23 protein-coding genes are annotated in these 25,076 nt (G+C 63.9%); 7 read left to right on the forward strand and 16 right to left on the reverse strand.

Annotation, left to right across the window (positions count from 1 at the left end; translation table 11 throughout):
• Positions 1 to 13: 13 nt before the first annotated feature.
• From BTH42_RS23115 to BTH42_RS23130, 4 genes are all read right to left on the reverse strand, one after another.
• A complete protein-coding gene (locus BTH42_RS23115) occupies positions 14 to 772 on the reverse strand; it encodes an ABC transporter ATP-binding protein (RefSeq protein ID WP_075303483.1) in 759 nt (252 codons plus the stop codon).
• Entirely contained in the window at positions 769 to 1,548 is a 780-nt protein-coding gene (locus tag BTH42_RS23120; protein ID WP_075303484.1) for an ABC transporter ATP-binding protein, read from the reverse strand. The genes BTH42_RS23115 and BTH42_RS23120 overlap by 4 nt, the downstream gene beginning before the upstream one ends.
• A 351-nt stretch (positions 1,549 to 1,899) precedes the next feature.
• Positions 1,900 to 3,615 carry a GMC family oxidoreductase gene (locus tag BTH42_RS23125; protein WP_075303485.1) on the reverse strand — a complete coding sequence of 572 codons (1,716 nt, stop codon included), beginning with the start codon at positions 3,613 to 3,615 and terminating at the stop codon, positions 1,900 to 1,902.
• A gap of 149 nt (positions 3,616 to 3,764) precedes the next feature.
• Positions 3,765 to 5,306 carry a CoA-acylating methylmalonate-semialdehyde dehydrogenase gene (locus BTH42_RS23130; RefSeq protein WP_075303486.1) on the reverse strand — a complete coding sequence of 514 codons (1,542 nt, stop codon included), beginning with the start codon at positions 5,304 to 5,306 and terminating at the stop codon, positions 3,765 to 3,767.
• Positions 5,307 to 5,448: 142 nt separating this feature from the next.
• Here BTH42_RS23130 and BTH42_RS23135 point away from each other — a divergent pair, with 142 nt between their 5' ends.
• The gene (locus tag BTH42_RS23135; RefSeq protein ID WP_075303487.1) at positions 5,449 to 6,348 is read left to right on the forward strand and encodes a LysR family transcriptional regulator; all 900 of its coding nucleotides are present in this window, start codon (positions 5,449 to 5,451) and stop codon (positions 6,346 to 6,348) included.
• A 399-nt stretch (positions 6,349 to 6,747) separates the two neighbouring features.
• Positions 6,748 to 7,284 carry a class IV adenylate cyclase gene (locus BTH42_RS23140; RefSeq protein WP_075303488.1) on the forward strand — a complete coding sequence of 179 codons (537 nt, stop codon included), beginning with the start codon at positions 6,748 to 6,750 and terminating at the stop codon, positions 7,282 to 7,284.
• A 64-nt stretch (positions 7,285 to 7,348) separates the two neighbouring features.
• Here the strand turns inward: BTH42_RS23140 and BTH42_RS23145 are convergent, their stop codons facing one another.
• On the reverse strand, positions 7,349 to 7,840 hold the full coding sequence (locus BTH42_RS23145) for an Lrp/AsnC family transcriptional regulator (protein ID WP_008917944.1): 492 nt from the start codon (positions 7,838 to 7,840) through the stop codon (positions 7,349 to 7,351).
• Between the two features lie 147 nt (positions 7,841 to 7,987).
• On the opposite strand from BTH42_RS23145, the gene phhA reads away from it, so the two are divergent.
• Both phhA and BTH42_RS23155 read left to right on the forward strand, forming a co-directional pair.
• Positions 7,988 to 8,890, forward strand: coding sequence for a phenylalanine 4-monooxygenase (gene phhA / locus BTH42_RS23150; RefSeq protein WP_075303489.1), 903 nt, complete (start codon positions 7,988 to 7,990; stop codon positions 8,888 to 8,890).
• A 103-nt stretch (positions 8,891 to 8,993) separates the two neighbouring features.
• A complete protein-coding gene (locus BTH42_RS23155) occupies positions 8,994 to 9,284 on the forward strand; it encodes a 4a-hydroxytetrahydrobiopterin dehydratase (RefSeq protein WP_075303490.1) in 291 nt (96 codons plus the stop codon).
• A 105-nt stretch (positions 9,285 to 9,389) separates the two neighbouring features.
• Here the strand turns inward: BTH42_RS23155 and BTH42_RS23160 are convergent, their stop codons facing one another.
• On the reverse strand, positions 9,390 to 9,614 hold the full coding sequence (locus tag BTH42_RS23160; RefSeq protein WP_075303491.1) for a DUF3717 domain-containing protein: 225 nt from the start codon (positions 9,612 to 9,614) through the stop codon (positions 9,390 to 9,392).
• A 165-nt stretch (positions 9,615 to 9,779) separates the two neighbouring features.
• Between BTH42_RS23160 and BTH42_RS23165 the strand changes: the two genes are divergently transcribed.
• Positions 9,780 to 10,466: a response regulator transcription factor gene (locus BTH42_RS23165; protein WP_013090980.1), complete on the forward strand. Its 687-nt coding sequence runs from the start codon at positions 9,780 to 9,782 to the stop codon at positions 10,464 to 10,466.
• A 152-nt stretch (positions 10,467 to 10,618) separates the two neighbouring features.
• A complete protein-coding gene (locus BTH42_RS23170; protein ID WP_075303492.1) occupies positions 10,619 to 12,145 on the forward strand; it encodes a sensor histidine kinase in 1,527 nt (508 codons plus the stop codon).
• Between the two features lie 130 nt (positions 12,146 to 12,275).
• On the opposite strand, the gene BTH42_RS23175 is transcribed toward BTH42_RS23170, so the two are convergent.
• From BTH42_RS23175 to mnmC, 8 genes are all read right to left on the reverse strand, one after another.
• Positions 12,276 to 12,812: an SET domain-containing protein gene (locus BTH42_RS23175; protein ID WP_075303493.1), complete on the reverse strand. Its 537-nt coding sequence runs from the start codon at positions 12,810 to 12,812 to the stop codon at positions 12,276 to 12,278.
• A 212-nt stretch (positions 12,813 to 13,024) separates the two neighbouring features.
• Positions 13,025 to 14,137: an NADH:flavin oxidoreductase/NADH oxidase gene (locus tag BTH42_RS23180; RefSeq protein ID WP_075303494.1), complete on the reverse strand. Its 1,113-nt coding sequence runs from the start codon at positions 14,135 to 14,137 to the stop codon at positions 13,025 to 13,027.
• A gap of 73 nt (positions 14,138 to 14,210) precedes the next feature.
• Positions 14,211 to 14,924 carry a glutamine amidotransferase gene (locus tag BTH42_RS23185; protein WP_075303495.1) on the reverse strand — a complete coding sequence of 238 codons (714 nt, stop codon included), beginning with the start codon at positions 14,922 to 14,924 and terminating at the stop codon, positions 14,211 to 14,213.
• Between the two features lie 140 nt (positions 14,925 to 15,064).
• On the reverse strand, positions 15,065 to 15,703 hold the full coding sequence (locus BTH42_RS23190; protein WP_075303496.1) for a MarR family winged helix-turn-helix transcriptional regulator: 639 nt from the start codon (positions 15,701 to 15,703) through the stop codon (positions 15,065 to 15,067).
• A 594-nt stretch (positions 15,704 to 16,297) separates the two neighbouring features.
• Positions 16,298 to 17,413: a YbdK family carboxylate-amine ligase gene (locus BTH42_RS23195; protein WP_075303497.1), complete on the reverse strand. Its 1,116-nt coding sequence runs from the start codon at positions 17,411 to 17,413 to the stop codon at positions 16,298 to 16,300.
• Between the two features lie 78 nt (positions 17,414 to 17,491).
• The gene (locus tag BTH42_RS23200) at positions 17,492 to 18,697 is read right to left on the reverse strand and encodes a cation:proton antiporter (RefSeq protein WP_075303498.1); all 1,206 of its coding nucleotides are present in this window, start codon (positions 18,695 to 18,697) and stop codon (positions 17,492 to 17,494) included.
• Between the two features lie 126 nt (positions 18,698 to 18,823).
• Positions 18,824 to 19,315, reverse strand: a complete 492-nt coding sequence (locus BTH42_RS34945) for a hypothetical protein (protein WP_143752180.1) — start codon at positions 19,313 to 19,315, stop codon at positions 18,824 to 18,826.
• A 332-nt stretch (positions 19,316 to 19,647) separates the two neighbouring features.
• Positions 19,648 to 21,615: a bifunctional tRNA (5-methylaminomethyl-2-thiouridine)(34)-methyltransferase MnmD/FAD-dependent 5-carboxymethylaminomethyl-2-thiouridine(34) oxidoreductase MnmC gene (gene mnmC / locus BTH42_RS23205; protein ID WP_075303499.1), complete on the reverse strand. Its 1,968-nt coding sequence runs from the start codon at positions 21,613 to 21,615 to the stop codon at positions 19,648 to 19,650.
• 433 nt (positions 21,616 to 22,048) lie between these two features.
• On the opposite strand from mnmC, the gene BTH42_RS23210 reads away from it, so the two are divergent.
• Entirely contained in the window at positions 22,049 to 22,327 is a 279-nt protein-coding gene (locus BTH42_RS23210) for an HU family DNA-binding protein (protein WP_075303500.1), read from the forward strand.
• A 165-nt stretch (positions 22,328 to 22,492) separates the two neighbouring features.
• Here the strand turns inward: BTH42_RS23210 and BTH42_RS23215 are convergent, their stop codons facing one another.
• Positions 22,493 to 23,872, reverse strand: a complete 1,380-nt coding sequence (locus BTH42_RS23215) for a GTP-binding protein (RefSeq protein WP_075303501.1) — start codon at positions 23,870 to 23,872, stop codon at positions 22,493 to 22,495.
• Positions 23,873 to 24,480: 608 nt separating this feature from the next.
• Positions 24,481 to 24,918: a lytic transglycosylase domain-containing protein gene (locus BTH42_RS23220; RefSeq protein ID WP_075303502.1), complete on the reverse strand. Its 438-nt coding sequence runs from the start codon at positions 24,916 to 24,918 to the stop codon at positions 24,481 to 24,483.
• Positions 24,919 to 25,076: the final 158 nt, after the last annotated feature.

A 25,076-nucleotide genomic window follows, 5' to 3' on the forward strand; every position in this document is an offset into this window, starting at 1 on the left:
GCCGCCGCCCCGCTCATACGCCCAGTAAATCGTGCAACACCGGCATCTTGCCTTCGAGCTCAGCAGCCCCGAAATGCTCGACGATCGTGCCGTGCTCCATCACATAGAAACGGTCCGCGAGCGGCGCGGCGAAGCGGAAGTTCTGCTCGACCATCACCACCGTATAGCCGCGCGATTTCAGCGTGACGATCATCCGCGCGAGCGCCTGCACGATCACCGGCGCGAGCCCTTCCGAGATCTCGTCGAGCAGCAGCAGACTCGCGCCGGTACGCAGGATTCGAGCGACCGCCAGCATCTGCTGTTCGCCGCCCGAGAGCCGCGTGCCCTGGCTCATGCGCCGCTCGTGCAGATTCGGGAACATCGCGTAGATTTCCTCGAGCGACATCATGTGCGCCTTGTCGCCGACCGGCGGCGGCAGCAGCAGATTTTCCTCGCACGACAGGCTCGAAAAAATCCCCCGCTCTTCCGGGCAATAGCCGACCCCGCAATGCGCGATCCGGTGCGTGGACAGGTCGATGGTTTCGCGTCCGCCGATGCGGATCGAGCCGGTGCGGCGCCCGGTCAGTCCCATGATCGCGCGCAGCGTGGTGGTGCGGCCCGCGCCGTTGCGTCCGAGCAGCGTGACGACCTCGCCGCGGCCGACCGTCAGATCGACGCCGTGCAGAATGTGGGATTCCCCGTACCAGGCTTGCAGTCCCGCGATTTCCAGCGCGGGTGCGCCGCTTTTCGTGTCGCTCGCTTCGAGCCCTTCCCGCTCGACCGTCGTATTCATGCGTGCGCTCCGGCGAGCGCCGCGTCGGCGCTGCCCATATAGGCTTGCATCACCAGCGGATTCTTCGACACTTCCGCGTAGCTGCCTTCGGCCAATACTTCGCCGCGTTGCAGTACGGTGATCGTGTCGGAGATGCCGGCGATCACGTTCATGTTGTGTTCGACCATCAGAATGGTGCGACCCGCCGATACTTTTTTGATCAGCGCGGTCACGCGATCGACGTCCTCGTGGCCCATCCCCTGAGTGGGTTCGTCGAGCAGCATCAGTTCGGGTTCCATCGCGAGCGTGGTCGCGATTTCGAGCGCGCGCTTGCGGCCATATGCAAGCTCGACCGTCTGCACGTCGGCGAAATCGGTCAGCCCGACCTGAGTCAGCAGATCCATTGCGCGATCGTTCAGACGCCGCAACGAGCGTTCGCTCTTCCAGAAGTGAAACGCGGTGCCGAGCGAGCGCTGCAAACCGATGCGCACGTTCTGCAATGCTGTCAGATGCGGAAATACCGCGGAAATCTGGAATGAACGGATGATGCCGCGCCGCGCGATCTGCGCGGGACGCTCGCCGGTGATGTCGACGCCGTTGAAGACGATCTGACCCGCGGTGGGTTCGAGAAATTTGGTGAGCAGATTGAAGCAGGTGGTCTTACCCGCTCCATTGGGGCCGATCAGCGCATGGATCGAGCCACGGCGCACGCGCAGGTTCACGCCGTTCACGGCGACAAAGCCTTTGAACTCACGGGTGAGGCCGCGCGTTTCGAGAATCGTATCGCCGAGAATCATGTTCCCTTCCATACGGAGTTAGGCGAAGCACTACGATCTTTCCGCGCGAAGCTCTGCGCGACTTGTTATGACGGCGGCACCCCATGCCGCTCGTTGGCGTACTGCACCAATCGGACGGTAATCCACGGTGCGGCACGCAGCATGGCTGCCATTGTCGCGCCAATGATGCAGCGCATTCATTGGGATTTGCACTTAGTGGATGAGGCCCGCGCCGTGCGTGCGCAACGCGCGCTCATCGACGACGCGGCAAACCTGACCGATGCGATGCGTCAGCGACGCGTGCGCGTGTCGGTTAGCGACTTGCGCTGCACCTCGTGCATGCATTTTTGCGCGCTCGCGGTGCAGCCGTTGTCACACAGCGGACATCGACGCGACACTGCTCGCCGGCGCGCCAACACTGCCGCTCACGCGCGCGCGACGATCCTCGCGAATCATCTCGCTCGCGCGCTCGGCGATCATCAGCGTCGGCGAATTGGTGTTGCCCGACGTGATGTTCGGCATCACGGACGCATCGACCACGCGCAGGCCATCGACTCCGAGAACTCGTAGGCGGTTATCGACCACGGAGCCCGGATCGTCGGTCGTGCCCATCCGGCAGGTGCCGACCGGATGGAAGATCGTCGTGCCGACCGCGCCCGCGGCCTGCTGCAATTCTTCTTCACTCTGATACTGCGGGCCCGGCAGAATCTCCTGCGGCTGGTAGCGCGCGAGCGCAGGCGCCGCCGCGATCCGGCGCGTCAGACGCAAGGCGTTCGCGGCGACGTGACGGTCGTAATCGGTGGACAGGTAGTTCGGCGCGATCGACGGCGGCACGGCTGAATCCGCCGACGCGATGTGAATGCTGCCGCGCGAAGTGGGCCGCAACTGGCACACCGACGCGGTGAACGCATTGAACCGATGCAGCGGCTCGCCGAAGCGATCGAGTGACAGCGGCTGCACGTGATACTCGAGATCGGGACGCGTGAGCGAGCGATCGCCGGGATCGGACTTCGCGAACGCGCCGAGCTGCGACGGCGACATCGACATCGGCCCGCTTTGCAGCAGCGCGTACTGCACGCCGATCATCAGCTTGCCCCACCAGTGCGCGCTCATCGTGTTCAACGTGCGCACGCCCTGCACCTGATACGCCATCCGCATTTGCAAGTGGTCCTGCAGATTTTCGCCGACGCCGCGCAGATCCTTGACGACCTCGATACCGAGATCATCCAGACGCGCACCGTTGCCGACGCCGGACAATTCGAGCAGTTGCGGCGAGTTGACCGCGCCCGCGCTCAGGATCACTTCGCAGCGCGCCTTTGCGATGTAATCGACGTCGCCGCCGCGATATTCGACGCCCACGCAGCGGCGTCCTTCGAACACCACACGCTGCGTGTGCGCGCCGGTGATCACGGTCAGGTTGGGACGCTGCATCGCAGGCCGCAAAAACGCCTTCGACGCATTCCAGCGAATCCCGCGCTTCTGGTTGACGTCGAAGTAACCGACGCCGCTGTTGTCGCCGCGATTGAAGTCGCCGGTCGCGGGAATGCCGGTTTGCTGCGCGGCCTGCGCGAACTCTTCGAGAATCTTCCATTTGAGGCGCTGCTTTTCGACGCGCCACTCGCCGCCCGCGCCGTGCGCCGCGCTGGCGCCGCCGTGGTGATCCTCGCTGCGTTTGAAGACCGGCAGCACCGCGTCCCACGACCATGAGCTGTCGTTGGTCACGCGCGCCCACTCGTCGTAGTCCTCGCGCTGACCGCGCATATAGATCATGCCGTTGATCGACGAGCTGCCGCCGAGCACGCGGCCACGCGGATACGACAACATGCGGCCGTTCAGACCCGGCTCGGCCTGGGTCTTGTACAGCCAGTCGGTGCGCGGATTGCCGATGCAGTAAAGGTAGCCGACCGGCACGTGAATCCAGTGGTAGTCGTCCTTGCCGCCGGCTTCGAGCAGCAGCACGCTGATATCGCGGTCCGCGCTCAGCCGGTTGGCCAGTACGCAACCGGCGGTGCCGGCGCCGACGATGATGTAGTCGAACTCGCCTTCGAGCCGCCGCGCGGACGCGGACGTGCTATCGCCGTGACTCATCGTTCAGTCTCCTAAGCATTTTTACCGGCGCGCGCGTGGCGATGCTTTTGCTATTTGCGCTCACGCGCGCGGCGATGTGCCTGTGATTGTTTTTCGTGACCGCGTGCCCGATGCAGCACGCGGCCATTCGAGCCGCCCGGTTAGCCCGGTTATTTGGCGACCGGCATCGTGAATTCAGCGCCCTTCGCGATGCTGTCGGGCCAGCGCTGCATGATGCTCTTGTAGCGCGTATAGAAGCGCACGCCTTCCTCGCCGTACGCATGGTGATCGCCGAACAGCGACTTCTTCCAGCCGCCGAACGAATGCCACGCCATCGGCACCGGAATCGGCACGTTGATGCCGACCATGCCGATCTCGATCTGCCGCGAGAACGCGCGCGCAATCCCGCCATCGGACGTGAACAGCGACACGCCGTTCGCGAACTGATTCGCATTGATCAGCTCGACCGCGCACGCGAAGTCCGGCACCCGGACCACGCACAGCACCGGTCCGAAAATCTCTTCGCGATAAATCTTCATGTCGGGCGATACGTCGTCGAACAGCGTGCCGCCGAGGAAGAAGCCCTGTTCATGACCGGCCACCTCGTGACCGCGTCCGTCGACCACCAGCTTCGCGCCGGCCGCGACGCCGGCATCGATATAGCCGACCACCTTGTCGCGATGCGCGCCGGTCACGAGCGGGCCCATCTCGGCCGCCGCTTCCATCCCGTTCAGAATCTTCAGGCTCTGCACGCGCGGCGTCAGACGTTCGATCAGCTCATCGGCGATATGACCGACCGCGACCGCCACCGAGATCGCCATGCAGCGCTCGCCGGCCGAACCATAGGCCGCGCCGATCAATGCATCGACCGCCTGATCGAGATCGGCGTCGGGCATCACGACGAGGTGATTCTTGGCGCCGCCGAGCGCCTGCACGCGCTTACCGTGTTTCGTGCCTTCCGTGTAGATGTATTCGGCGATCGGCGTCGAGCCGACGAATGACAGCGCGCTGACGTCCGGATGCACGAGCAGCGCATCGACCGCGACCTTGTCGCCGTGCACGACGTTGAACACGCCGTCCGGCAGGCCCGCTTCCTTCAGCAATTCGGCAAGCCGGTTCGCCGCCGACGGGTCGCGTTCGGACGGCTTCAGCACGAAGGTATTGCCGCATGCGATCGCGACCGGGAACATCCAGCACGGCACCATCATCGGGAAATTGAACGGCGTGATGCCGGCGACCACGCCGAGCGGCTGGCGCAGATTCCAGTTGTCGATGCCGCCGCCGATCTGATCGGTGAAATCGGTCTTCAGCAGATTCGGGATGCCGCACGCGAATTCGACGATCTCGATGCCGCGCATCACCTCGCCCTTCGCGTCGGAAAACACCTTGCCGTGCTCGCGCGTGATCAGCTCGGCGAGTTCGTCGTGGTGGCGGTCGAGCAATTCCTTGAACTTGAACAGCACACGCGCGCGTTTGATCGGCGCGGTTTCGCTCCACGCGGGGAACGCGGCTTTCGCGGCGGCGACCGCGGCGTCCACCTCGGCGACGCTCGCAAGCGGCACGCGGGCGCTGACGCTGCCGAGCGCCGGATTGAAGACGTCGCCGAAACGGCCGCTGGTGCCTTCGACCGCCTTGCCGTTGATCAAGTGAGCCAGCGCGCGGGCGCTCGCCGCAGTCTGCTGGACGCTGTCGTTCTGATCTGTCTCGCTCATCTCGTTCCTCTTGCCATGAAATCCTGCGCGCGGCATCGCAGCGGTGCCGGCGGCGTATTGGACGTTAAGCGTAAGGTGCTTCGGGTCGACAAATCCAATGAGAATTGCTCAACTGGGCTATAAGCCGCGCTAATATCAGCGGATGGATCTCACTTTGCTCCGGGCCTTCGTCACCGTCGCACGCGAGGGCAACCTCACCCGTGCGGCGGTACATCTGCACCTGACCCAACCCGCCGTCAGCCTGCAAATCAAGCATTTGCAGGAGACGCTCGGCGTCACGCTGTTTACGCGGACCTCGCACGGACTCGTGCTGACGCGCGACGGTCAGGCGCTGCTGCCGCACGCCGAACGCGCGGTCGGCGCGGCGGCCGATGTGCAGCGCGCGGCGCTGGCGCTGCGCCAGGAAGTGCGCGGCCGGCTGCGCATCGGCACGATTCTCGACCCGGAATTCCTGCGCCTCGGCGGCTTCCTGAAGCAGCTGGTCGAGACGTGGCCGCAGATCGAAACCGCGCTGCGCCACGGAATGTCGGGCTGGGTGCTCGAACAGATTCGCGCGGGCGAGCTGGACGTCGGCTACTACATCGGCCTGCCGTCCGACGACGAGAGCCGCGACGGCGCCGCGTTTCACGCACTGACGCTCACGCAGTTCCAGTACCGGGTGCTCGCGCCGGCCGGCTGGAAAGATCGCGTGAAGGGCGCGCGCGACTGGCGCTCGCTCGCCGCGCTGCCGTGGATCTGGACCCCGCCCGCGTCCGCGCACAACCGGCTGCTGTCGCGCTGCTTCGGCGCGGCGGGCGTGAAACCGGTGAAGGTGGCCGAGGTCGATCAGGAGCCTTCGATGCTCGACCTGGTCAAATCGGGCGTCGGCCTCACGCTCGCACGCGACGCGACCGCGATCGCCGAAGCGCATGCGCACGCGTTGACGATCGTCGAGGGCATTACGGTGCCGACCCAGTTGAGTTTCATCACGCTCGACGAACGCAAGGACGAGCCCGCGATCGCCGCCGCGTTGAAGCTGATCGAGCAGCAGTGGATGAATTAAGTGGCGGGCGCTGAGCGACGCGCGTTTAGCGCCGTGCGCGGAGCAGCGTTCACCGAGCGAGGTGTTTGGAGTGGCGTGCGCTGAGCCGGGCGCGTTGACCGACTTGCGTGGAGCGACGCCCGTCTAGCGGCGTGCATCGAACGGCAGGATTTGCCGCGCTGCGATATGAGCCGTGCTAATGGCATACAGGCAGCCCCACCGCTCCGGTTCTCCCCGCAGCCGCTGCCCGCTGAAACCATCCGGTCACGAAGTTTTTGCTAGATTGGCGGTTTGCGCTTCGCGCATCGACCGTCCCGTTTTCCCGTTCCGCCTGACTTTGTCTTTCCCTCTGGCGCTGCCGCCACAAGCCGGCCAGCCCGCCAGCCGCCGCTCACCCGCTCAACCGACAGGAGCCTGACAATGGCACGCAACATCGAAATCAAAGCCCGCGCCCAGCACTTCGAGCAACTGCGCGAGCGCGCCGCGCAGCTCGCGCCGGACGCGCCGCTGATCTTCCGCCAGCAGGACTTTTTCTACGACGTACCGCGCGGCCGCCTGAAGCTGCGCCAGTTCGACGACGGCACGCCGGCCGAGCTGATCTTCTACCAGCGCGACGATCGCGACGGCCCGAAGGCGTCGTACTACACGCGCAGCCCGGTGACCAATCCCGAAGCGATGCATGCGCTGCTGGCGACCGCGTTGACCACCCGCGGCATCGTCACGAAGGAACGGCATGTGTACCTAAGCGGCCGCACGCGGATTCATCTGGATCGCGTCGACGGTCTCGGCGACTTCGTCGAACTCGAAGTGGTGCTCGCGCAGGACGACGACGAGGAAGGCGGTCACGCGGAAGCGCAGGCGACGTTCGAACGCCTCGGCGTGACGGAAGCGGATCTGGTGCCGGTTGCTTATGTCGATCTGCTGAACGCCGACGGCGAGCCGAAACAGGCCGCGTAAATCCCGTATCACCGGCTGGACCGCGCACGCGCCATGCGCGCGGTCCACGCGTCTGCAATCCCCCTCACCCAGCCGCCGCCCCCGGCGCCAGATGCCCAAGCGGCAACGGCCCGTTGCGCTTGAACGTGGTCAGCACGATATTCGAGCGCACGCTATCGACGCCCGGCACGCGCATCAGCTTTTTCATCACGAACGTGGACAGGTAATTCAGATCCGGCGCGACGATTCGCAACAGATAGTCCGCATCGCCGACCACCGCATGGCATTCGAGCACTTCGGGCAGTACGTCGATCTGCTGCTGGAACTGCTCGATGATCGAATCGCCGTGATGCTTGAGCTTCAGGCTCGTAAAAGCGGTGACGCCGAGGCCGAGCTTCTCGGGCCGCAGCACGACGCGATAGCCGTCCACGACGCCCACCTGCTCCAGCCGCTGCAAACGCCGGCCGATCTGCGACGGCGACAGCGGCACCTGTTCGGCGAGCTGCTGATGAGTGGCACGGCCGAAGCGCTGCAACACATCGAGCAGCGCGAGATCGAAGTGATCGAGTTCAAGCATGTTGATAATCCGCATTAAATAACATTTCAATGCACGATTATTGCATGCAGAAGCACTTCTAAGCCAATGTTGCGCCCTTCCCGCGCGTCCACCGCTTTACACTTGCATTCACCGATTTCATCCGTTTGCGCTGTAAAGCCGCTAGCCATGTCCACCGCCACCCGCACCGCCGCCACGGCCAAACTTCAGGAGCAATTCGACGCCGGCCTCGAGACCCGCGCCGACTTCACAATCGATCAACCGCTCGAGCGCTACCGCGCGGTCGATCACGCAGTCTGGCGGCAACTGTACGCACGACAAAGCGCGTTGCTCGAAGGCCGCGTCTGCGACGAATTCCTCGCGGGGCTCGCGCGCATCGGCATGCCGTCCGACCGCGTGCCCTCGTTCGACGAGATCAACGCGAAGCTCACACCCGCAACCGGCTGGCGCATCGTCGCGGTGCCCGGCCTCGTGCCCGATCAGGTGTTTTTCGAGCATCTGGCGAACCGGCGCTTTCCGGTCACGTGGTGGATGCGCCGGCCGGACCAGCTCGACTACCTGCAGGAGCCGGACTGCTTTCACGATCTGTTCGCCCACGTGCCGCTGCTGATCAATCCGGTGTTCGCCGACTACATGCACGCATATGGTCGCGCCGCGCTCGCGGCCAACGACGCCGGTGCGCTACCGCTCCTGGCACGACTTTATTGGTACACAGTCGAGTTCGGCCTGATCCGCGACGCCGCCAGTCCGAACGGCGTAAAGATCTATGGCGCGGGCATCGTGTCGAGTCAGGGCGAGACGCTTTACAGCCAGCAGAGCGGCTCTCCGAACCGTCTGGGCTTCGAGCTGGAACGCGTGATGCGCACCCGCTACCGGATCGACACGTTCCAGAAAAGCTACTTCGTAATCGATGACTTCGAGCAACTGTTCGGCGTCGCACAAACCGATTTCGCGCCGCTGCTGGACCGGCTCGCCACGGCCCCCGCATTCGCGGCCGGCGACGCGCTGGCAAGCGACCGCGTGCTCACCCGCGGCTCTCGCGAGGGCTGGCAGGACGACGGCGACGTATAAGCGGTAAGCGTAAAGCGCGCGGCAACGCCAATTACGCATCCATGAAAAAATAACGGATTGCGCGCGCCGAACCGCGCGCGCGTCTGATCAATGAGGTCCCACGATGATTCAGAAACTGAGTTCCGAGCAACGCACGCAGGCGCTGGCGAAGCTGAACGGCTGGCAGAGCGTCGCCGATCGCGACGCGATTCGACGCAGTATCGAGTTCGCGGATTTCAACGAAGCGTTCGGCTTCATGACGCGAGTGGCGATCAAGGCGCAGGAAATGGATCACCACCCGGAGTGGTTCAACGTCTACAACAAGGTCGACATCACGCTGTCCACGCACGAAGCGAACGGCGTAACTGAACGCGACCTTACGCTCGCCTCGTTCATCGACAGCATTACCGGGTAATACAAAAAATTCACCGCGCTTTGCGCGCGTTTATATGTCGTCTCTTGGGCAATCCGCGCGAAATGAAAGGCCAATGCAGGCATTTCCCTGGGCAAACCTTCAGTTCTACAGGCTATTATTAAGTCGAACGTAAGATTCCCACGCCTGCTTTGCAATCGGGTCCAAACGATCCGGCGATAGCGACGTTCGACGCTGTACAATCAGCAGCGCATACGGCTTGGAGAGCGCGCTTGCCTCCTTGCACAGAACGAGTTCGTCGCCGCTCGAAGGTGAGCGGGCCCGCCAGAAGTTGATCGCGGCTTCCAGTTCGTGAATGCTGATCTCGGACATGAGTTCGTGATGGCTCGGCTGGTGCGACAGCGCGGCTCGATCGCTGCATCGTGGCCACGTCTTCGGTGTCCGCCGCGTTTGCCACGCGGCACGCTGGCTGTGCAGCAGGCGCCCCGGCGAACCGCTTGCCCAAACGCCTAAACCCATTGTACTTGAGCGAATTCCATGCGACTCCTTCTGATCGAAGATGACCGCCCCATCGCACGCGGCATCCAAAGCAGTCTCGAACAAGCCGGCTTCACCGTCGACATGGTCCATGACGGCATCTTTGCCGAGCAGGCCCTCACGCAAAACCGCCACGAACTCGTGATCCTCGACCTCGGTCTGCCGGGCATCGACGGCATGACGCTGCTGTCGCGTTTCCGCCAGAGCAACCGCCACACGCCGGTGATCATCCTGACCGCGCGCGACGAACTGAACGACCGCGTGCAAGGCCTCAATTCCGGCGCCGACGACTACATGCTCAAGCCGTTCGAACCCGCCGAACTCGAAGCGCGGATTCGCGCGGTGATGCGCCGCAGCGGTCCGCACGGCGACATGCCGCGTCCGGAGGTGTCGCTCGGCGGTGTGCGTCTGTCGGGCGTCGATCGCCGCATCTTCAACGACGACAAGCCGCTCGAACTGTCGCCGCGCGAATTCGCGGTGCTCGAAATGCTGCTGCTGCGTCATGGCCGCGTGGTCAGCAAGGCGCAACTGCAGGATCATCTGACGCACTTCGGCGGCGACCTCGGCGATACCGCGATCGAAGTCTACGTGCACCGCGTGCGCAAGAAACTCGAGAACTGCCGTGTCGAAATCGTCACCGTGCGTGGCTTCGGCTACCTGCTGCAGGAAATCCGCCAGGCCGCGTAATCGTCGTGCGGGCCGCGCATCGCGTCGCGGCCTGACGGCGCCGGTCCGGCGCCGCGTCGCGGTTGCGCCGAACGCAGCCGGCGCGCGCGGCGCCGGATCCGCAACCTTCCAGGGCGCCCCGCGCCGTTCCCTCCCTTCCCGCGCGTACGACCATGCCCCAGCCGGCCGCCACTAGTCTGCGCCGCACGCTGCTGCGGCGCCTCGCTGCTCCCCTTTCGCTGCTCGCGCTGATGAGCGGCCTGATCGCTTACTGGCTCGCGTGGCAGTACACGCAGCACGTGGTCGACCGTTCGCTCGCCGACCTCGCGACCGCGATTTCCAAACAGATCCAGATTGCCGGGCCCGATGCGCCGATCACGGTGCCGCCGCTCGCCCAGGCGATGTTCTCCGATCCGGTCGAGCACCTCGTCTACCGGATCAGCAACGGCGAAACCGAAATCGCCGGCGATCACAATCTGCCGCTGCAAGGCACCAACGTGCGCCGCATGCATTACGCGTATGTGTTCGAAACCCAGCATGAAGGCGTGACCGTGCGCGTCGCGCAGGTGCGGGTCGATCAGCCGACCGGCAATCCGATCGTCGTCGAAGTGGGGCAGCCGGTGCATCACCGCTTCCGGATCGCCGCCGAGTTTCTGGTCGCGATCATGATGCCGCTGCTGTTGCTGCTGCTCGCCGGCTGGGTGATCGTGTGGCGCGTCGTCAATCAGCAGCTCAATCCGCTGACCGCGCTCGCCGATTCGCTGAACCGCCAGACCCACACGTCGCTCGAACCGGTCGACGAAAGCTATGTGCCGGTCGAAATCCGGCCGCTGACCGGTGCGTTGAACGCGCTGCTCGATCGCCTGAAGTCCGCGCTCGATGCGCAGCGCAAGTTCATCGCCGACGCCGCCCATCAGCTGCGCACGCCGCTGACCGCGGTCAAGCTGCACGCGGAACAGGCGGCCGTCGCGCGCGATCCGCAACAGACGCTGGCCGCCGTGCGCGAGCTGCGCGCCGCTGCCGATCGCGCGGTGCGGCTGTCGAATCAGCTGCTGTCGCTGGCGCGCGCTGAGCCGGGCGAACAGGCCGCGCGTTTCGTCAACGTCGACATGGCCGCGCTCGCGTTCGATACCGGCGCCGAATGGGTGCCGCGCGCGCTCGCGGTGCACGTCGACCTCGGCTTCCAGCGGCTCGACGATCCCGGCAACGAGCATCCGCTGATGGCTCGCGGCAATCCGGTGCTGCTGCATGAAGTGATCGCGAATCTGCTCGATAACGCGCTGAAGTACGTACCGCCGTCGCGCGTGGATGGCGGGCGGATCACGGTGACGGTGTCGCAAACCGTGATCGACGAGCTGCGGATGGCAGAGATCGTCGTCGAAGACAATGGGCCGGGCGTGCCGCATGCGCAGCAGGCCGATCTGTTCAAGCGCTTCTTCCGCGGTGACGGACAGGCCGACTCGGGTGTCGATACCGGTGCGGGTCTCGGTCTCGCGATCGTTCACGACATCATGGTGCTGCACCATGGCAGCGTGCATTACGAAGATGCGCCGGAAGGCGGTGCGCGCTTTATCGTGCGGGTTCCGTTGCTGCCGGCGGCCACTGCCACCGTGAGCGGCTCGCCTATCCCCGCCGCCGACGATACCGATGCAACGCGCGGCGCAAAAAAACCGGCGCACTCGGCGCCGGTTGATCTGTAGCAATGCGAAACGGATGTGAGTGCCGCTGCAGCGCAGCTGCGGCGGCACTGAAGCCGGTGGTTCATATGGAGCGCTCGCTGCGCCGGGCAAGTTAGCCTCACCCCGCCCTCGCGGCAAGCGCCGCCGCCGCTCACTTCTTCTTTGCTTTCTTCGACGATTTGCCGGATTTATCGGCCTTCGCAGCCTTCTGCGCTTTCTCCGCCTTGCCGCCCTTGCCCTTCTCCGGCGGCGCCAGCATCGTGCCGCGGCACTTGCGCGCGCCGCAGCGGCATTCGTATTCCTTCTTCAGCTTCTTGGTCTGACGCGCATCGATCACGAGACCGTAGTCGTAAAACACTTCCTCGCCTTCGGCGATATCGCGCAGCGCATGCACGTATACGTGCCCGTCGATTTCCTCGGCTTCGCAGTTCGGCGCGCACGAATGATTGATCCAGCGCGCGCTATTGCCATCCACCTTGCCGTCGATCACCTTGCCGTTGTCGAGCGCGAAATAGAACGTGTGATTCGGCTCGGCCGGATTGTGAGGATGCCGGCGCAACGCTTCTTTCCACGAGATCCGCTCGCCCTTGTATTCGATCAGCCGTTCGCCGGCCACGATCGGTTCGAGGGCAAACACGCCTTTGCCGTGCACACCCGAACGGCGCACGGCGATCCTGCGTGAATTCATTGAATGAATCCTTGTGAAGAACTGGGGGATGAAATCGGGCAATCGTCAGGTGCGTCTCGCGCGCGGCTTTTTCTGACGCGGATAGCAAACGCGGCGCCTTGCGAGCGCCGCGTCGACTTGTGACGCGCAATGCGGCACATCCGGCATCCTACACGGTGTCGACGGCTTCGTTCAACCGTCGACCGGTGCGTCCATTTAACGTGCGACGGGCGTCAGCGTTGACCGAACGAGATGTCGCCGAACAGCGCTTTCTGCTCGCGCGGCTGCGAGCGCCAGTACTGCGGCGGCGCTTCGACGGTGGCGCCCAGTTGCGCGGCCGCATGCCACGGCCAGCGCGGGTTGTAGAGCAGCGCGCGGGCGAGCGCGATCAGGTCGGCATCGCCCTTCTCGATCAGTTGCTCCGCATGCAGCGGATCGGTGATCAGGCCGACGCCGATCGTCGTCAGGCCGGTCGCGTGCTTGACCGCCTTCGCGAACGGAATCTGATAGCCCGGTTCGAGCGGAATTCGCTGCAACGGCGACACCCCGCCCGACGACACATCGATCCAGTCGCAACCGCGCTTTTCGAGTTCATGCGCAAACGCGATCGTGTCTTCGAGGGTCCAGCCGCCTTCGACCCAATCGGTTGCCGACACACGCACGCCGACCGGTTTGTCGGCCGGAAACGCGGCGCGCACGATGTCGAAGATTTCGAGCGGGAAACGCATGCGGTTTTCGAGCGAGCCGCCGTACTCATCGTCGCGTTGATTCGCGAGCGGCGACAGGAACTGATGCAGCAGATAGCCGTGCGCCGCATGCACTTCGAGCGAGTCGATACCGAGCCGCGCGGCACGCCGAGCCGATGCGCCGAACGCTTCGCGAATCCGGTTCAGACCGGCGACGTCGAGCGCGAGCGGCGGCTCCTCGTCGGTTTTATGCGGCAACGCCGACGGCGCATGCGGCAGCCAGCCGCCTTGCGCGACCGGGATCAGCTGCCCGCCTTCCCACGGCACATGGCTCGACGCCTTGCGGCCCGCGTGCGAGAGCTGCATCGTCACGTTGATATGCGAATGCTTGCGGATCGCGGCCAGCACCGGCACGAGCGCCGCTTCGGTCGCGTCGTCCCACAAACCGAGGTCGCCCGGCGTAATGCGGCCATCCGGTTCGACCGCGGTCGCTTCGATGAACAGCATCGCCGCGCCCGATAGCGCCAGACTGCCGAGATGCATGATGTGCCATGCGGTGGCCTCGCCGCGCTCGGCGGAGTACTGGCACATCGGGGACACGACGATACGATTGGGAAGCGTCACGCTACGCAGCGTGAGCGGAGAGAAAAGCGCGCTCATGGATTTGCCCAGTGAAAACCCGAGAGCGATCGAGCATAGCACCGCGAGCGCTTTAATGCATGCAGGCGGGGGCTCAGGCGCGCGGCTCGACGCTATCGAGCCATTCGCCGAACATCCGGCGCGCAGAGGTTTCGAGCGCGGGACCGTGGCGCGCGGTGTCGGCGCGCAGGGTGCGCGCGTCGACGCCGTGGCCGGCCAGTTCGTTCGCATTACCGATTAGCCAGGGCTCGAAGCGGTCGGTCCGGATCTCCGGATGACACTGCAAACCGAGCACGTGGCCGCCCCACGCGAACGCCTGATTTTCGCAGTCGGGTGTCGATGCGAGCCGGGTCGCGCCAGTGGGCAGGTCGAAGGTGTCGCCGTGCCAGTGCAGCATCGACGTGTGCGCGCCGTCCAGATGACGCAGCGGCGAAGCGCGGCCGGCATCGGTCAGCGCGAGCGGGGTCCAGCCGAGTTCGGCCTTTGCGGCCGGATAGACGCGCGCGCCGAGCGCCCGCGCGATCAGCTGCGCGCCCAGGCAAATGCCGAGGGTCGGCAGACCGGCCGCGATGCGTTTTTCAATCAGGGAGAGGAGCGGCGCGAGTGTCGGATAGCACGCGTCGTCGGTGGCGCTGATGGGTCCGCCGAGCACCACCATCAATGAGGCTGAAACCGGATTCGGCGCCTCGATACGGGCGACGCCGACGTCGAGATAACGGACCGGACGGCCGCGCTCGCCGAGCACGAGCTCAAGACTGCCCAGATCCTCGAAGTGCACATGGCGAATGGCCAATACTTCGCGATTCATCGGCCTGCCCCACCTTCAGGTTAACTAACGACTTGCCGCCCAAGCGGGTCATTGCACAACACAAGCCGGCGGGCAGGCGGCGTTGCCGCCCGCCGGTGCCGGCGAGGCCATGTTAGCGGATGACGCCAGAAACCGCCGCCTTACGCAGCGAAGATCTTCCAAGTCTTCTTCTGGGTCAGGACGTCCGCCGTTTCATGCACGGAGCAGTCCAGACGCAGATCGGTATCCGACATGTTCAGGTCGAGCAGCGCGCAGTGATGCGGCGTCTTCTTCGGATTCTTGCTCGGCTGGAAATGCGTGCAGCTCAGGCACATGCGATGCGACGGGATCGTCTCCTGCGCTTCGAGCTGATAGATGGTCTTGAGCAGCGTGCGATAGAGCATTGCCTGCTCGTCTTCGCGCAGCGTGCCGACTGCCTTGCTCAGGAAGTCGGGCCATTGCGACGCGCGCTTTGCCGCGGTGCGGCCACGCGAGGTCAGGCGAACGGCGAGAGCACGGCCGTCGTCGAGCGCGCGGCGCTTTTCGACCAGACCCTTGGTTTCGAGCGTGCTGACTGCGTCGCTGGTGGTGGCGGCGGTCAGTGCCGTTTCACGCGCGATTTCGCCGAGGCGCATCGGCCCTTTGCGCTGCATCAACAGCACGAGGATTTCGCCCTGGGTCGGCGTGAGGCCAGCGCCTTCCGCCCATTCCCAAGCCTGGCTTCGCATCGCCGTGCTCAATCGCAAGAGGCTGTGGGTCACTCGCCCGGTTGCCTGTTCTCCGTATACGCCTTCGCTCATAATCTTCGATTCGTTTATTTACCGCTTTCGTGCACTTCCGGCGACCTGCATGCCGGGCGTGTCCGTTGCGTGTGTGGGGTAGTTCCGTCCAACCGCGGACGAAACGGTTTCTACTACTCAGAAATTGACCGCCTACGAAGCCACGCAGGCGGCGAAAACGACATTCTATGCGAGACCGGCAAATCGTACAGCTAACTTATCCAACGACTACTGTGGATAACCAGGGGAAAACGTTTGGACAGCCTGTGTACCGTTTTGAGACAAGTACTTGCGGCCGCTCGAACGTTTCTTCGGTCCTGCTTGCCACGCTCGCCCGGGGCCTGCTTTTCAAGCCTACTTATCATTTCCCCAGCGCGTTGACTTTGCAAGAAATTATTCAGTTGTCCACAGACATCCGCGCGGCTTGTTAGCGACTACTACGTTTGTATACGTAAACTTTTAAGAAACCTGAAGGGCCGCGCGGACAAAAAATTTCGAAAATTTTTTACGAAAAAAAACCCGCGCGCGGCGGGTTTCGTCGAAAACGTCACGTTGTGACGCATATGGCAGGTGTCTCGCGATGCCGCGCGACTATGCGCACCACCCAGCGCACCACTATGCGCGCCACAGCAGACACTGCTGCCGCACCGCTTCGTGCAAGGACTTTTCCTGCGCGAACAGGCTGCGCAGCCACGTCGCATCATTGACCTGACCGCGGGCAATTGCGCCGATTTCCGCGAGTGCGTTGGTCGAGCCGAGCGCTTCCGCATGCGGTCCGATCCGCTCGAGCGTTTCGAGGATGTCTTCGGAAATGGTCTTGCGTTCGCCCGTCTGCGGATTGATGCAGGTGCCGCCGAGTCCGAACCGGCACGCTTCGAAACGGTTGAATGTGTAGACCAGATAGTCGTCTTCCTGCGGCGCGATCGGTTTGTCGAGCAGCAGATGGCGCGCGAGCGTCTGGATGTAGCAGGCGATCGCCGCGGCGCGATCGACCGAGAACGGCGTATCCATCACGCGTACTTCGATCGTGCCGAAACCGGGCTTCGGCCGGATATCCCAGTAGAAGTCCTTCATGCTGTTGACCACGCCGGTGTGGACCATTTTCGAGAAGTACTCCTCGAAGCTGTCCCACGTCAGCACGAACGGCGCGCGGCCCGACAGCGGAAACGCGAACACGGAATTCAGGCGTGCCGAATGAAATCCGGTATCGACGCCCTGCACGAACGGCGACGACGCCGACAGCGCGATGAAATGCGGAATGAAGCGCGACATCGAATGCAGCAGATACAGCGCGCTGTTCGCATCCGGGCAGCCGATGTGCACGTGCTGGCCGAACACCGTGAACTGCTTGGCGAGATAGCCGTACAACTCGGAAAGATACTGAAAACGCGGGGTATCGACGATCTGCCGTTCGCTCCATTGCTGGAACGCATGCGTGCCGCCGCCGCACAGGCCGACGTTCAGATGATCGGCGGCGGACACCAGCGTGTCGCGAATCTTGCGCAGATCGGCGACCGCCTGTTCGTGCGACGTGCAGATGCCGGTCGACAGCTCGATCATGCTTTCGGTGATTTCCGGCGTGATGTTGCCGGGGATCTGTTCATCCTTGATGAGGCGCAGCAGATCCGTGCCGGCTTTGGTCAGATCATAGTCATGCGTATTGACGATCTGCATCTCCAGTTCGATCCCGAACGTAAACGGTTTCGAATCGATGAAGGCTTCGAGTGACATGGCGTCCCCTGAGTCAGGTCGTTTTTAAGCGAGAGTGTTGAAACGGCTTCTTCAAGCGCGGGTTCGAGCGATGCGCGTTTACTCCTCGCGCCGCTCCGCGACCAGCGCAAGGCTGCGATAGACGAGCCACGGCCCGAGAATCTGCAGTACGAAGATCGAGCACATGACGATCGCGCGCAGTTGCGGATCGAAGTTCGGGTACATGTTGTAGGTATCGTCGACGAGCAGATACGCGAGCGCCGACATTGGCGACAACGACAATCCGAGCGCCATCCCCTGCTTCCAGTTCAGCCCGCTCGGTTTAGCGAAGGCAAGCACGCCGACCAGTTTCGCGATCAACCGCGCAACGATCAGACCCAGCGCCGCGACGCCGCCGAGCGCGATGTGTTTCCATTCGAACGAGGTCAGCGTCAGCACGAACAGGATCACCGTCAGCAGCCAGCCGGCGGTGCCGAAATGCTGCGGCCACAGCTGCGGACGCGCTTCGTGATTTTTCACGATGATGCCGGCCGCGAGCAGCGCGAGAATCGTCGACAGCTTGAACAGATGCGCGATCGCGATTGCGAGCAGCACCATCCCGAACAGCGCGACGAACGAATGCTCGTCCTGCATGTTCAGACGACGATAGAAGAACGTGCAGGTGCGCGCGAGCACATAGGCAAGCACCAGCGAGCCGACCAGCAGATACAGCGGCTGCAGGATCGTCGCGAACACGTTGCCGTATACCTCCTGATGCAACCAGCTCGACACCAGCTTTTCGATCACCACCGCATACATGCTGTTCAGCGCGGTGAGCGTGAGCAGCCGCTGGGTCACCTGGCCTTCGGCGCGCAGTTCGGTTTTCAGCTGGATCACCATCGCGGGCGACGTCGCCATCGCAATCGCCGCGAGCACGGTCGCGACCATCAGCGGCACGTTCAGGAACAGCAGCACCGGCAACACCAGGGCGAATGTCAGCGTTGCTTCGGCCACGCTCGACAGGATCAGCCACGGGTTACGGCGGATCCAGCGCAGATCGAGCCGGCTGCCGAGTTCGAACAGTAGTAAACCGAGCGCAACGTCGAGCAGCGGACGCGCGGCATTCGCGGAATCCGCGTCGATCACACCGAAACCGGCCGCGCCGGCAATCAGACCGATCACCGCATAACCGGAAATGCGCGGTAAACGCCATGCGCGATAACAGAGTTCGCCGCACAAACCGGCGGCGAGCAACGCAAGCCCGGCCCAGAAAATAGCGTCGGGAGAAAGCGGCCACGCTGGCAGAAACGAAAACGCCGAATTCATCGTAATGGGTTCTCCTTGGCAGCAACGGCAGACGACACGAACCGGCGCACACGCACACCGGTAAACGAGCGAGCGGTTAACACCGTCGCTGTCGCAAGCGCTTCGCGACGTCAGCGTTGCGTTTTATCAATGATCGGATGATCGGGAATGCGCCGCGGCCGCAAAGAACCGCCGTGAGTCCAGCGTTTTCACGGCTGCGGCAGAGGCAACCGGAACGGTGAAAGAACGCCGTCGACCTTGAATCAGATTCTGTTTGACCGGCACCGTTCCGTCGCTGCGCGTGCCGCCTGATGCGGGGGCACGACGCGCAAAAGAACGGCGATTGTGCCATAGCTTGTCCGGTCCCGACGGAAAAGCGGTTAACTCACTGGCAAAACGGTAAAAACGTACGTTAACTTCTTCGGAAGCGGCAAAAGCGACCTTTTGCCCCGTTTCTCCTACGTTAACCGCCGAGCCTACGTAAACGCGGTAAGTGTGATTTCGGTGTGCGACTTCAAGGTTAACGGGAGACGCTTTGGCGAGGTTTTGACGGAAATCAGCCGCTCGATAGCCGGGGCGTAAGCCCCTGCCGCTGTTGTTTACTGGTTTACCGTATGTATACGTAGTAACAGTTAACAAGCTGCCTCGGTTTCTGTGGATAACTCAGGTTTACCGAAACAAATCAGCAATTTGCCGGCCGCATAACCGGATGCACAGCATGTGCGGTGGCAATGGGTATACGCGGGTAACTTTTTGAGCTTTTTCGCGATCGTCGAGTTACCCCGTTTACGTCCACAACGGTTCCACACGACTTGCGCCGGTTAACCGCGCGGTTATCCACAGGTTGCGGTGGATAACGGTGGCGGCAGGTTTACGCGGTTTACGTTGCGGCGACGTTAACTTCCGGCAGCTATGCGGGGTGGCCGCCGACGTAAACCTGGTAAACCTCAGTACCGAAGCCTTTGCTTTGGTTAACCGAGCGTCCCTTGCCGTAGCTCACGTAGCAGAAAACGTGCTGGGTCGATGTCTTCGGCAAGATCGCGCTCGAGCGGCCACGGCTCGCCTTCGATCTGCGACGCGATCAGCTCCGCGCCGAGCGCGGCCCACACGAGCCCGCGCGAGCCGTACGCGACCGCGCCGTACAGTCCGTCGATGCGCGGCAGATCGAGCGGCCATGCGCCGCGCAGACGGGCCGCATCGCGGGCGGCCGCGGTTTCGTCGGCGAGCTGGCCGATCATCGGCATGCGGTCGCTGGTCACACAGCGAAATGCGACGCGGCCGGCGAGCGTCGCGACGGGCGCACTACTTAGTGCGCTGCCGAATGCCGGCAACATCTGCGCGACCCGTTCGATGTTTTCGCGATGACCGTCCGCGCGCAACGACGTGTCGGAGTCGTCGAGTTCGTAGGTGGCGCCCGTCAGCGTGACGCCGTCCGCGAGCGGCACCGCATAACCTTCACCGATTACCGGCAAGCCGAGCGGCGCGACCGTGCCGGCCGGCAGCAGGCTCAACTGGCCGCGAATGCTGCGCGTCGGCGCATGCCGCAAGCCGGCGATGCGCGCGGCCTCATGCGCGCCTGCGACGATCACCACCGGCGCCCGCGCGAGCACCTGGCCGGCGGCATCGAACACGTTCCACCCGTCGCCGTCGCGTTCGATGCGCGCGACCTCGACGTTGAAGCGCCGTTCGAGCCGGTCGCCGGCCGCGGCGAGCTGCGCCGCGCACAGCGAGGCCGGCGCGATCCAGCCGCCGTGTTCGAACCACCAGCCGCCGCGCGCAAGCGGCATGCCGGCGAGCCGCGCCGCATCGGCGGCCGTGACCGGCGTCACATACTCCCGCGGGTAGCGGAAGGCGGCGATCGCTGCGCTCATCGCATGAGCTTCATCGTCGTCAGCGGCGATCTGCAGCAGGCCGCCGTTGCCGCGCACCAGCCGGTGCCCTGCCCGCTCCAGCGCGTTCCAGCGATTGAGCGCGTACAGAAAGCCCGCTCGCGTGACGCGTGAGGCGACGCTGTCGTCCCGCGAAATCATCGGGTGGAATACGCCGGCAGGATTGCCCGACGCATCCTGCGCGACCTGCGCATGCCGTTCGAGCGATGTCAGGTGCCAGCCGCGCGCCGCGAGTCGTTCGATTACCGCGCAGCCGGCGAGCCCGGTGCCGATCACGACCGCGTGTCGTTCCGGATGCGCGAACGGGGCCGGCGGTTCATAGCGGCGCACCCGCCAGCGCGGCGCGAAATGGCCGACCAGCATCGCGCGTTTCCAGCCGAAACCGTCGACTTTTCGATACTCGAAGCCGCATTGCGTCAACGCGCGTTTGATCTCGCCCGCGCTGCTGTAGGTGGCGAAGGTCGCGTCGTCGCCCGCACAGCGCGCGAGCGACTTGAAGATCGCCGGAGTCCATAGCTCGGGGTTTTTCGCCGGCGCGAAGCCGTCCAGATAGAACGCGTCGGCGCGCAGCCTCAACGCGGGCAGGCTCTCGGCCGCATCCGCGAAGATCAGCGTCAGCACGACGCGGCCGTTGTCGAACTCGAGACGATGGCTGCCGGGCACGAGCATCGGCCATGCATTCGCGAGCAGGTCGGCAAGCTCGGCGATCAGCGGGTCGCCGGCCAGCAGCGCGTGCGCGCGGCGCAGATCGGCCGCGCTGAACGGATGCTTTTCCGTCGATACGAAATGCAGCCGCTCGCAGCGCGCGGGATCGGCGCGCCACGCGGCCCACGTGACCAGAAAGTTGATGCCCATCCCGAAGCCGGTTTCGAGCACGGTGAAGTGGCGGCGGTTTTGCCATCGGGCGGGCAGGCAATTGCCGCCCAGGAACACGTATTGAGCCTGTTCGAGCGCGCCGACGGCGCTGTGATAGATGTCGTCGTAGAGCGGCGAAAACGGGCTGCCGTTGTCGCGAAAAGCGAGGACGGCGGGGATCAGCGGTTCGGTCATGCGCGGCGAAAAAGGACGCTAGAAAGAGCGGGTTTGGATCGCGGCACCGGTGCGCTCGAATTGCGAGATGCCGGAATGGACCCGCGAGGACGCTCGTCGAGCGTTTGCTGCGTTGGCGAAAACCAACGCCAGGCCCCGTCAGGACTGGGTTTCAGCCCGCGTTTGGGGGTGAAAAGCGGGGAAATTTCGATTTCCTTGCAATAACGGCCTGAGAACCGCGCAATTCTTCGAAACCCTTATCCTGATTGGGTTTGCGCTGCGCTATCATAGCAAGCGCCGCGAAGGGAGCGGGAGCACGGCTGGCGGACGGTTTTCTCGCCGTCACGACAGATCTTCTCGATCGGGGCCGCAGCTGCTCGACGGCGCGGTGCGCGCACGTATAATCGGCGCGTTCGCGCTGTTCGTGTCAACCTAAACACAAAGAGGAACCTTAATGAACAAACAGGAACTGATCGACGCTGTCGCAGGACAGACGGGCGCCAGCAAGGCTCAAACCGGTGAAACGCTGGACACGTTGCTTGAAGTGATCAAGAAGGCTGTGTCGAAGGGTGAAGCGGTCCAGTTGATCGGCTTCGGTAGTTTTGGTTCGGGCAAGCGCGCAGCGCGTACGGGTCGCAATCCGAAGACCGGCGAAACTATCAAGATCCCGGCTGCAAAGACTGTCAAGTTCACGGCAGGCAAGGCATTCAAGGATTCGGTCAACAAGCGCTAAGCAGCATGCTGCCAGGCAGTTGACACTCGCGAGAAACCCGCCGGATGGCGGGTTTTTTTTGCCCGTTTTTCGGGCGTGAGCGGCGCGCGGCGCGATGAAAAAAGGCCGCAACGCGCGGTTGCGGCCTGCTTCGGTCATGCGCGGCGGACGCCGTGTGCGGTTCGGTCAGTCGTGACGGTGTCCGCCGTTGCCGTGCGCGTGACGGTGATCGTGGCCGCAATGCTCGCAGTCGTCGCCGTGTGCGTGGTCGTGATGATGGTGATGACCGTGTGCGTCGTCGTGGTCATGATCGTGATCGTCGAAGTCCCATGCGGGGAACGGGTCCTCGAAGTTCTGCCATCCCTGCGGGCCGAGTGCGTATTCGGCGTCGCTGAGCAGGCACGCGTCGAACTTTGCGCGCCACTGCGCCGGGTCGATATCGACGCCGATCAGCACCAGTTCCTGACGGCGATCGCCGATGCTCATATCGTCCGCATCGCCGTACCAGTCGGCGGCGATTTCCGCGCTCAGTTCGTCGTCGCCTTCCGGCCATTCGCTGCGGTCCTGCGCGGCCCACCACATGCCGGCCGGCGCCGGACGGCAGGCGCCGCCCGCCTGGGATAGCGAACCGCCGATGTCGTTGCGCGTCGCCAGCCAGAAAAAGCCCTTGCTGCGCAGCACGCCCTTCCACTCCTGATGCAGCAGTTCCCACAGCCGTTGCGGATGAAACGGCCGGCGCGCGCGGTAGACGAAGTAGCCGATTCCGTATTCGTCCGCGTCGCTGTGATGGCTGTGGCCTTGCTCGTTATCTGCTTCTTCCTGCTCGTGTTCGAGCGCTGCGAGCCAGCCCGGTGCGCCTGCCGTTGTCTCGAAATCGAAGCGGCCGGTGTTCAGCAACTGGTCGAGCGGGGCGTCGCCGAAGCGGCTCACCAGTTGCTCTGCGCGCGGATTGACGCGCGCGAGGATGCGTTGGAGTCGCGCGAGATCGTCCGCGCCGACGAGGTCGGCCTTGTTCACGATCAGCACGTCGCAGCATTCAATCTGTTCGACCAGCAGCTCGGCGAGCGTGCGGTCGTCGTCTTCGTCGGTCGCGAGGCCGCGTTCGGCGAGCGCATCGGATGAGCCGTAGTCGCGCAGGAAGCTGGATGCGTCGACCACGGTGACCAGCGTATCGAGTCGCGCGAGGCCGGCTAGCGGTGTGCTGTCTTCGTCATCGTCGAAGGCGAGCAATTCGGCCAGCGCCAGAGGTTCGGCGACGCCGCTCGCTTCGACCACCAATGCATCGAAGCGGCCGGTTTGCGCGAGGCGGCGAATGTCGCCGGGCAGGTCATCGCTCGACGCGCAGCAAAGGCAGCCGTTCGACAGTTCGATCACCTGAGCGTCGGCGGCGGACGAGCCGGTCGCGGCGTGCACGAGCGTCGGATCGAGCTTGACCGCGGCCAGATCATCGACGATCACCGCGACGCGCAGGCCGGCGCGATTCGCGAGGATGTGGTTCACGAGCGTGGTCTTGCCGGCGCCCAGAAAACCGGAGAGCACGGTGACGGGCAATAGCGGCTGGTTCATCGCGGTAGGAAAACAGGAAGATTGGAGAACGGGCCGGGCGCGGGACCCGCTGGACCGCGCGGCTGGCGCGGCGCCCGGCGGCAACATGAAGCCGCATTGTGCATCAAAACCGGCGCGGCCCGCGCGAGCGCGCTATTCAGAATGCCGAGCCGAGATAGCGAGCACAACGCGCAGTAGCCGCAGCGATAAATGCGAGCCGGGCGAGCGCGCTATTCAAAGAGCGAAGCCGGGATGGCGAGCGCAACGCGCGGCGGCCACAGCTATAAACGCGGGCCGCGCGCGCGGACTATTCAAAGAGCGGAGCCGGGATGGCAAGCTCAATACGCGGTAGCCGCAGCGATAAACGCAAGCCGGGCGAGCTCACTATGCAGGAAGCGGGGCTGCGATAGCGGGAGAAACGCGCGGCGACTAAAGCCATAGTAACGGCGCGAATACTGCGCGGGAAAAGCGCAAAAACATGGAGACGAGAGCGGAAAAAAGCAGGCGAAATTACCAGAAGCGCGTGTCAGCCGAACAATCGCCGAACAGTCACAGAACAGTGCAAGAAAGCGCCTGACAGTGCAGCAAAGCAGCAAAGCATCAACCGCAGCAGCTACCCCACCCCACCCTCACCGCATCAACTTCCAGCTCCGCAGAATCCCGGCAATCTGCTGCGCATACTTATCACGCAACGCCGGCGTCTCGGAGTGATACGCACCGACCGCCTGCCAGGTATTGCCGTATTTATTCATCTGGCGACGCAGATGCCACGCGGCGATATACACGTTCTTGCACGGCTCCATCAGCGTGCCCTGCGAGATCCCGTACTGGGCGAGCACCGGCAGATGGATCGAATTGATCTGCATGACCCCGTAGTCGATCGAGCCGTTCGCATTCTTATGCTGCGCGTCCGGCCGGTTGTGCGACTCCTGCCACGCGATCGCCCGCAGGATCAGCGGGTTCACCTTCTGATATTTAGCCGCTTCGTCGAAGCAGTCGGCGCGCGCGGATCCGGCTGCGGCGAGCAGCGCGAGGGTGGCGGCGACGGTGACTAACGGACGCTTCATCGGTCAAGATGACTAAGTAAAATCGCGAGGTAAGAATCGGTAAGGCACGAGGCTCGCCGGGACCCGACCGCGACGGCATGCTGGCTGGGGGTTTCATCGAGCATCGGGGAAAACCCGCGTCAGCAAACGCATAACAGCAGGTCGAACGGCTCGTATGA

It is taken from the genome of Burkholderia sp. SRS-W-2-2016, from assembly GCF_001931485.1.
In the GTDB taxonomy this organism is placed as follows: Bacteria; Pseudomonadota; Gammaproteobacteria; order Burkholderiales; family Burkholderiaceae; genus Paraburkholderia.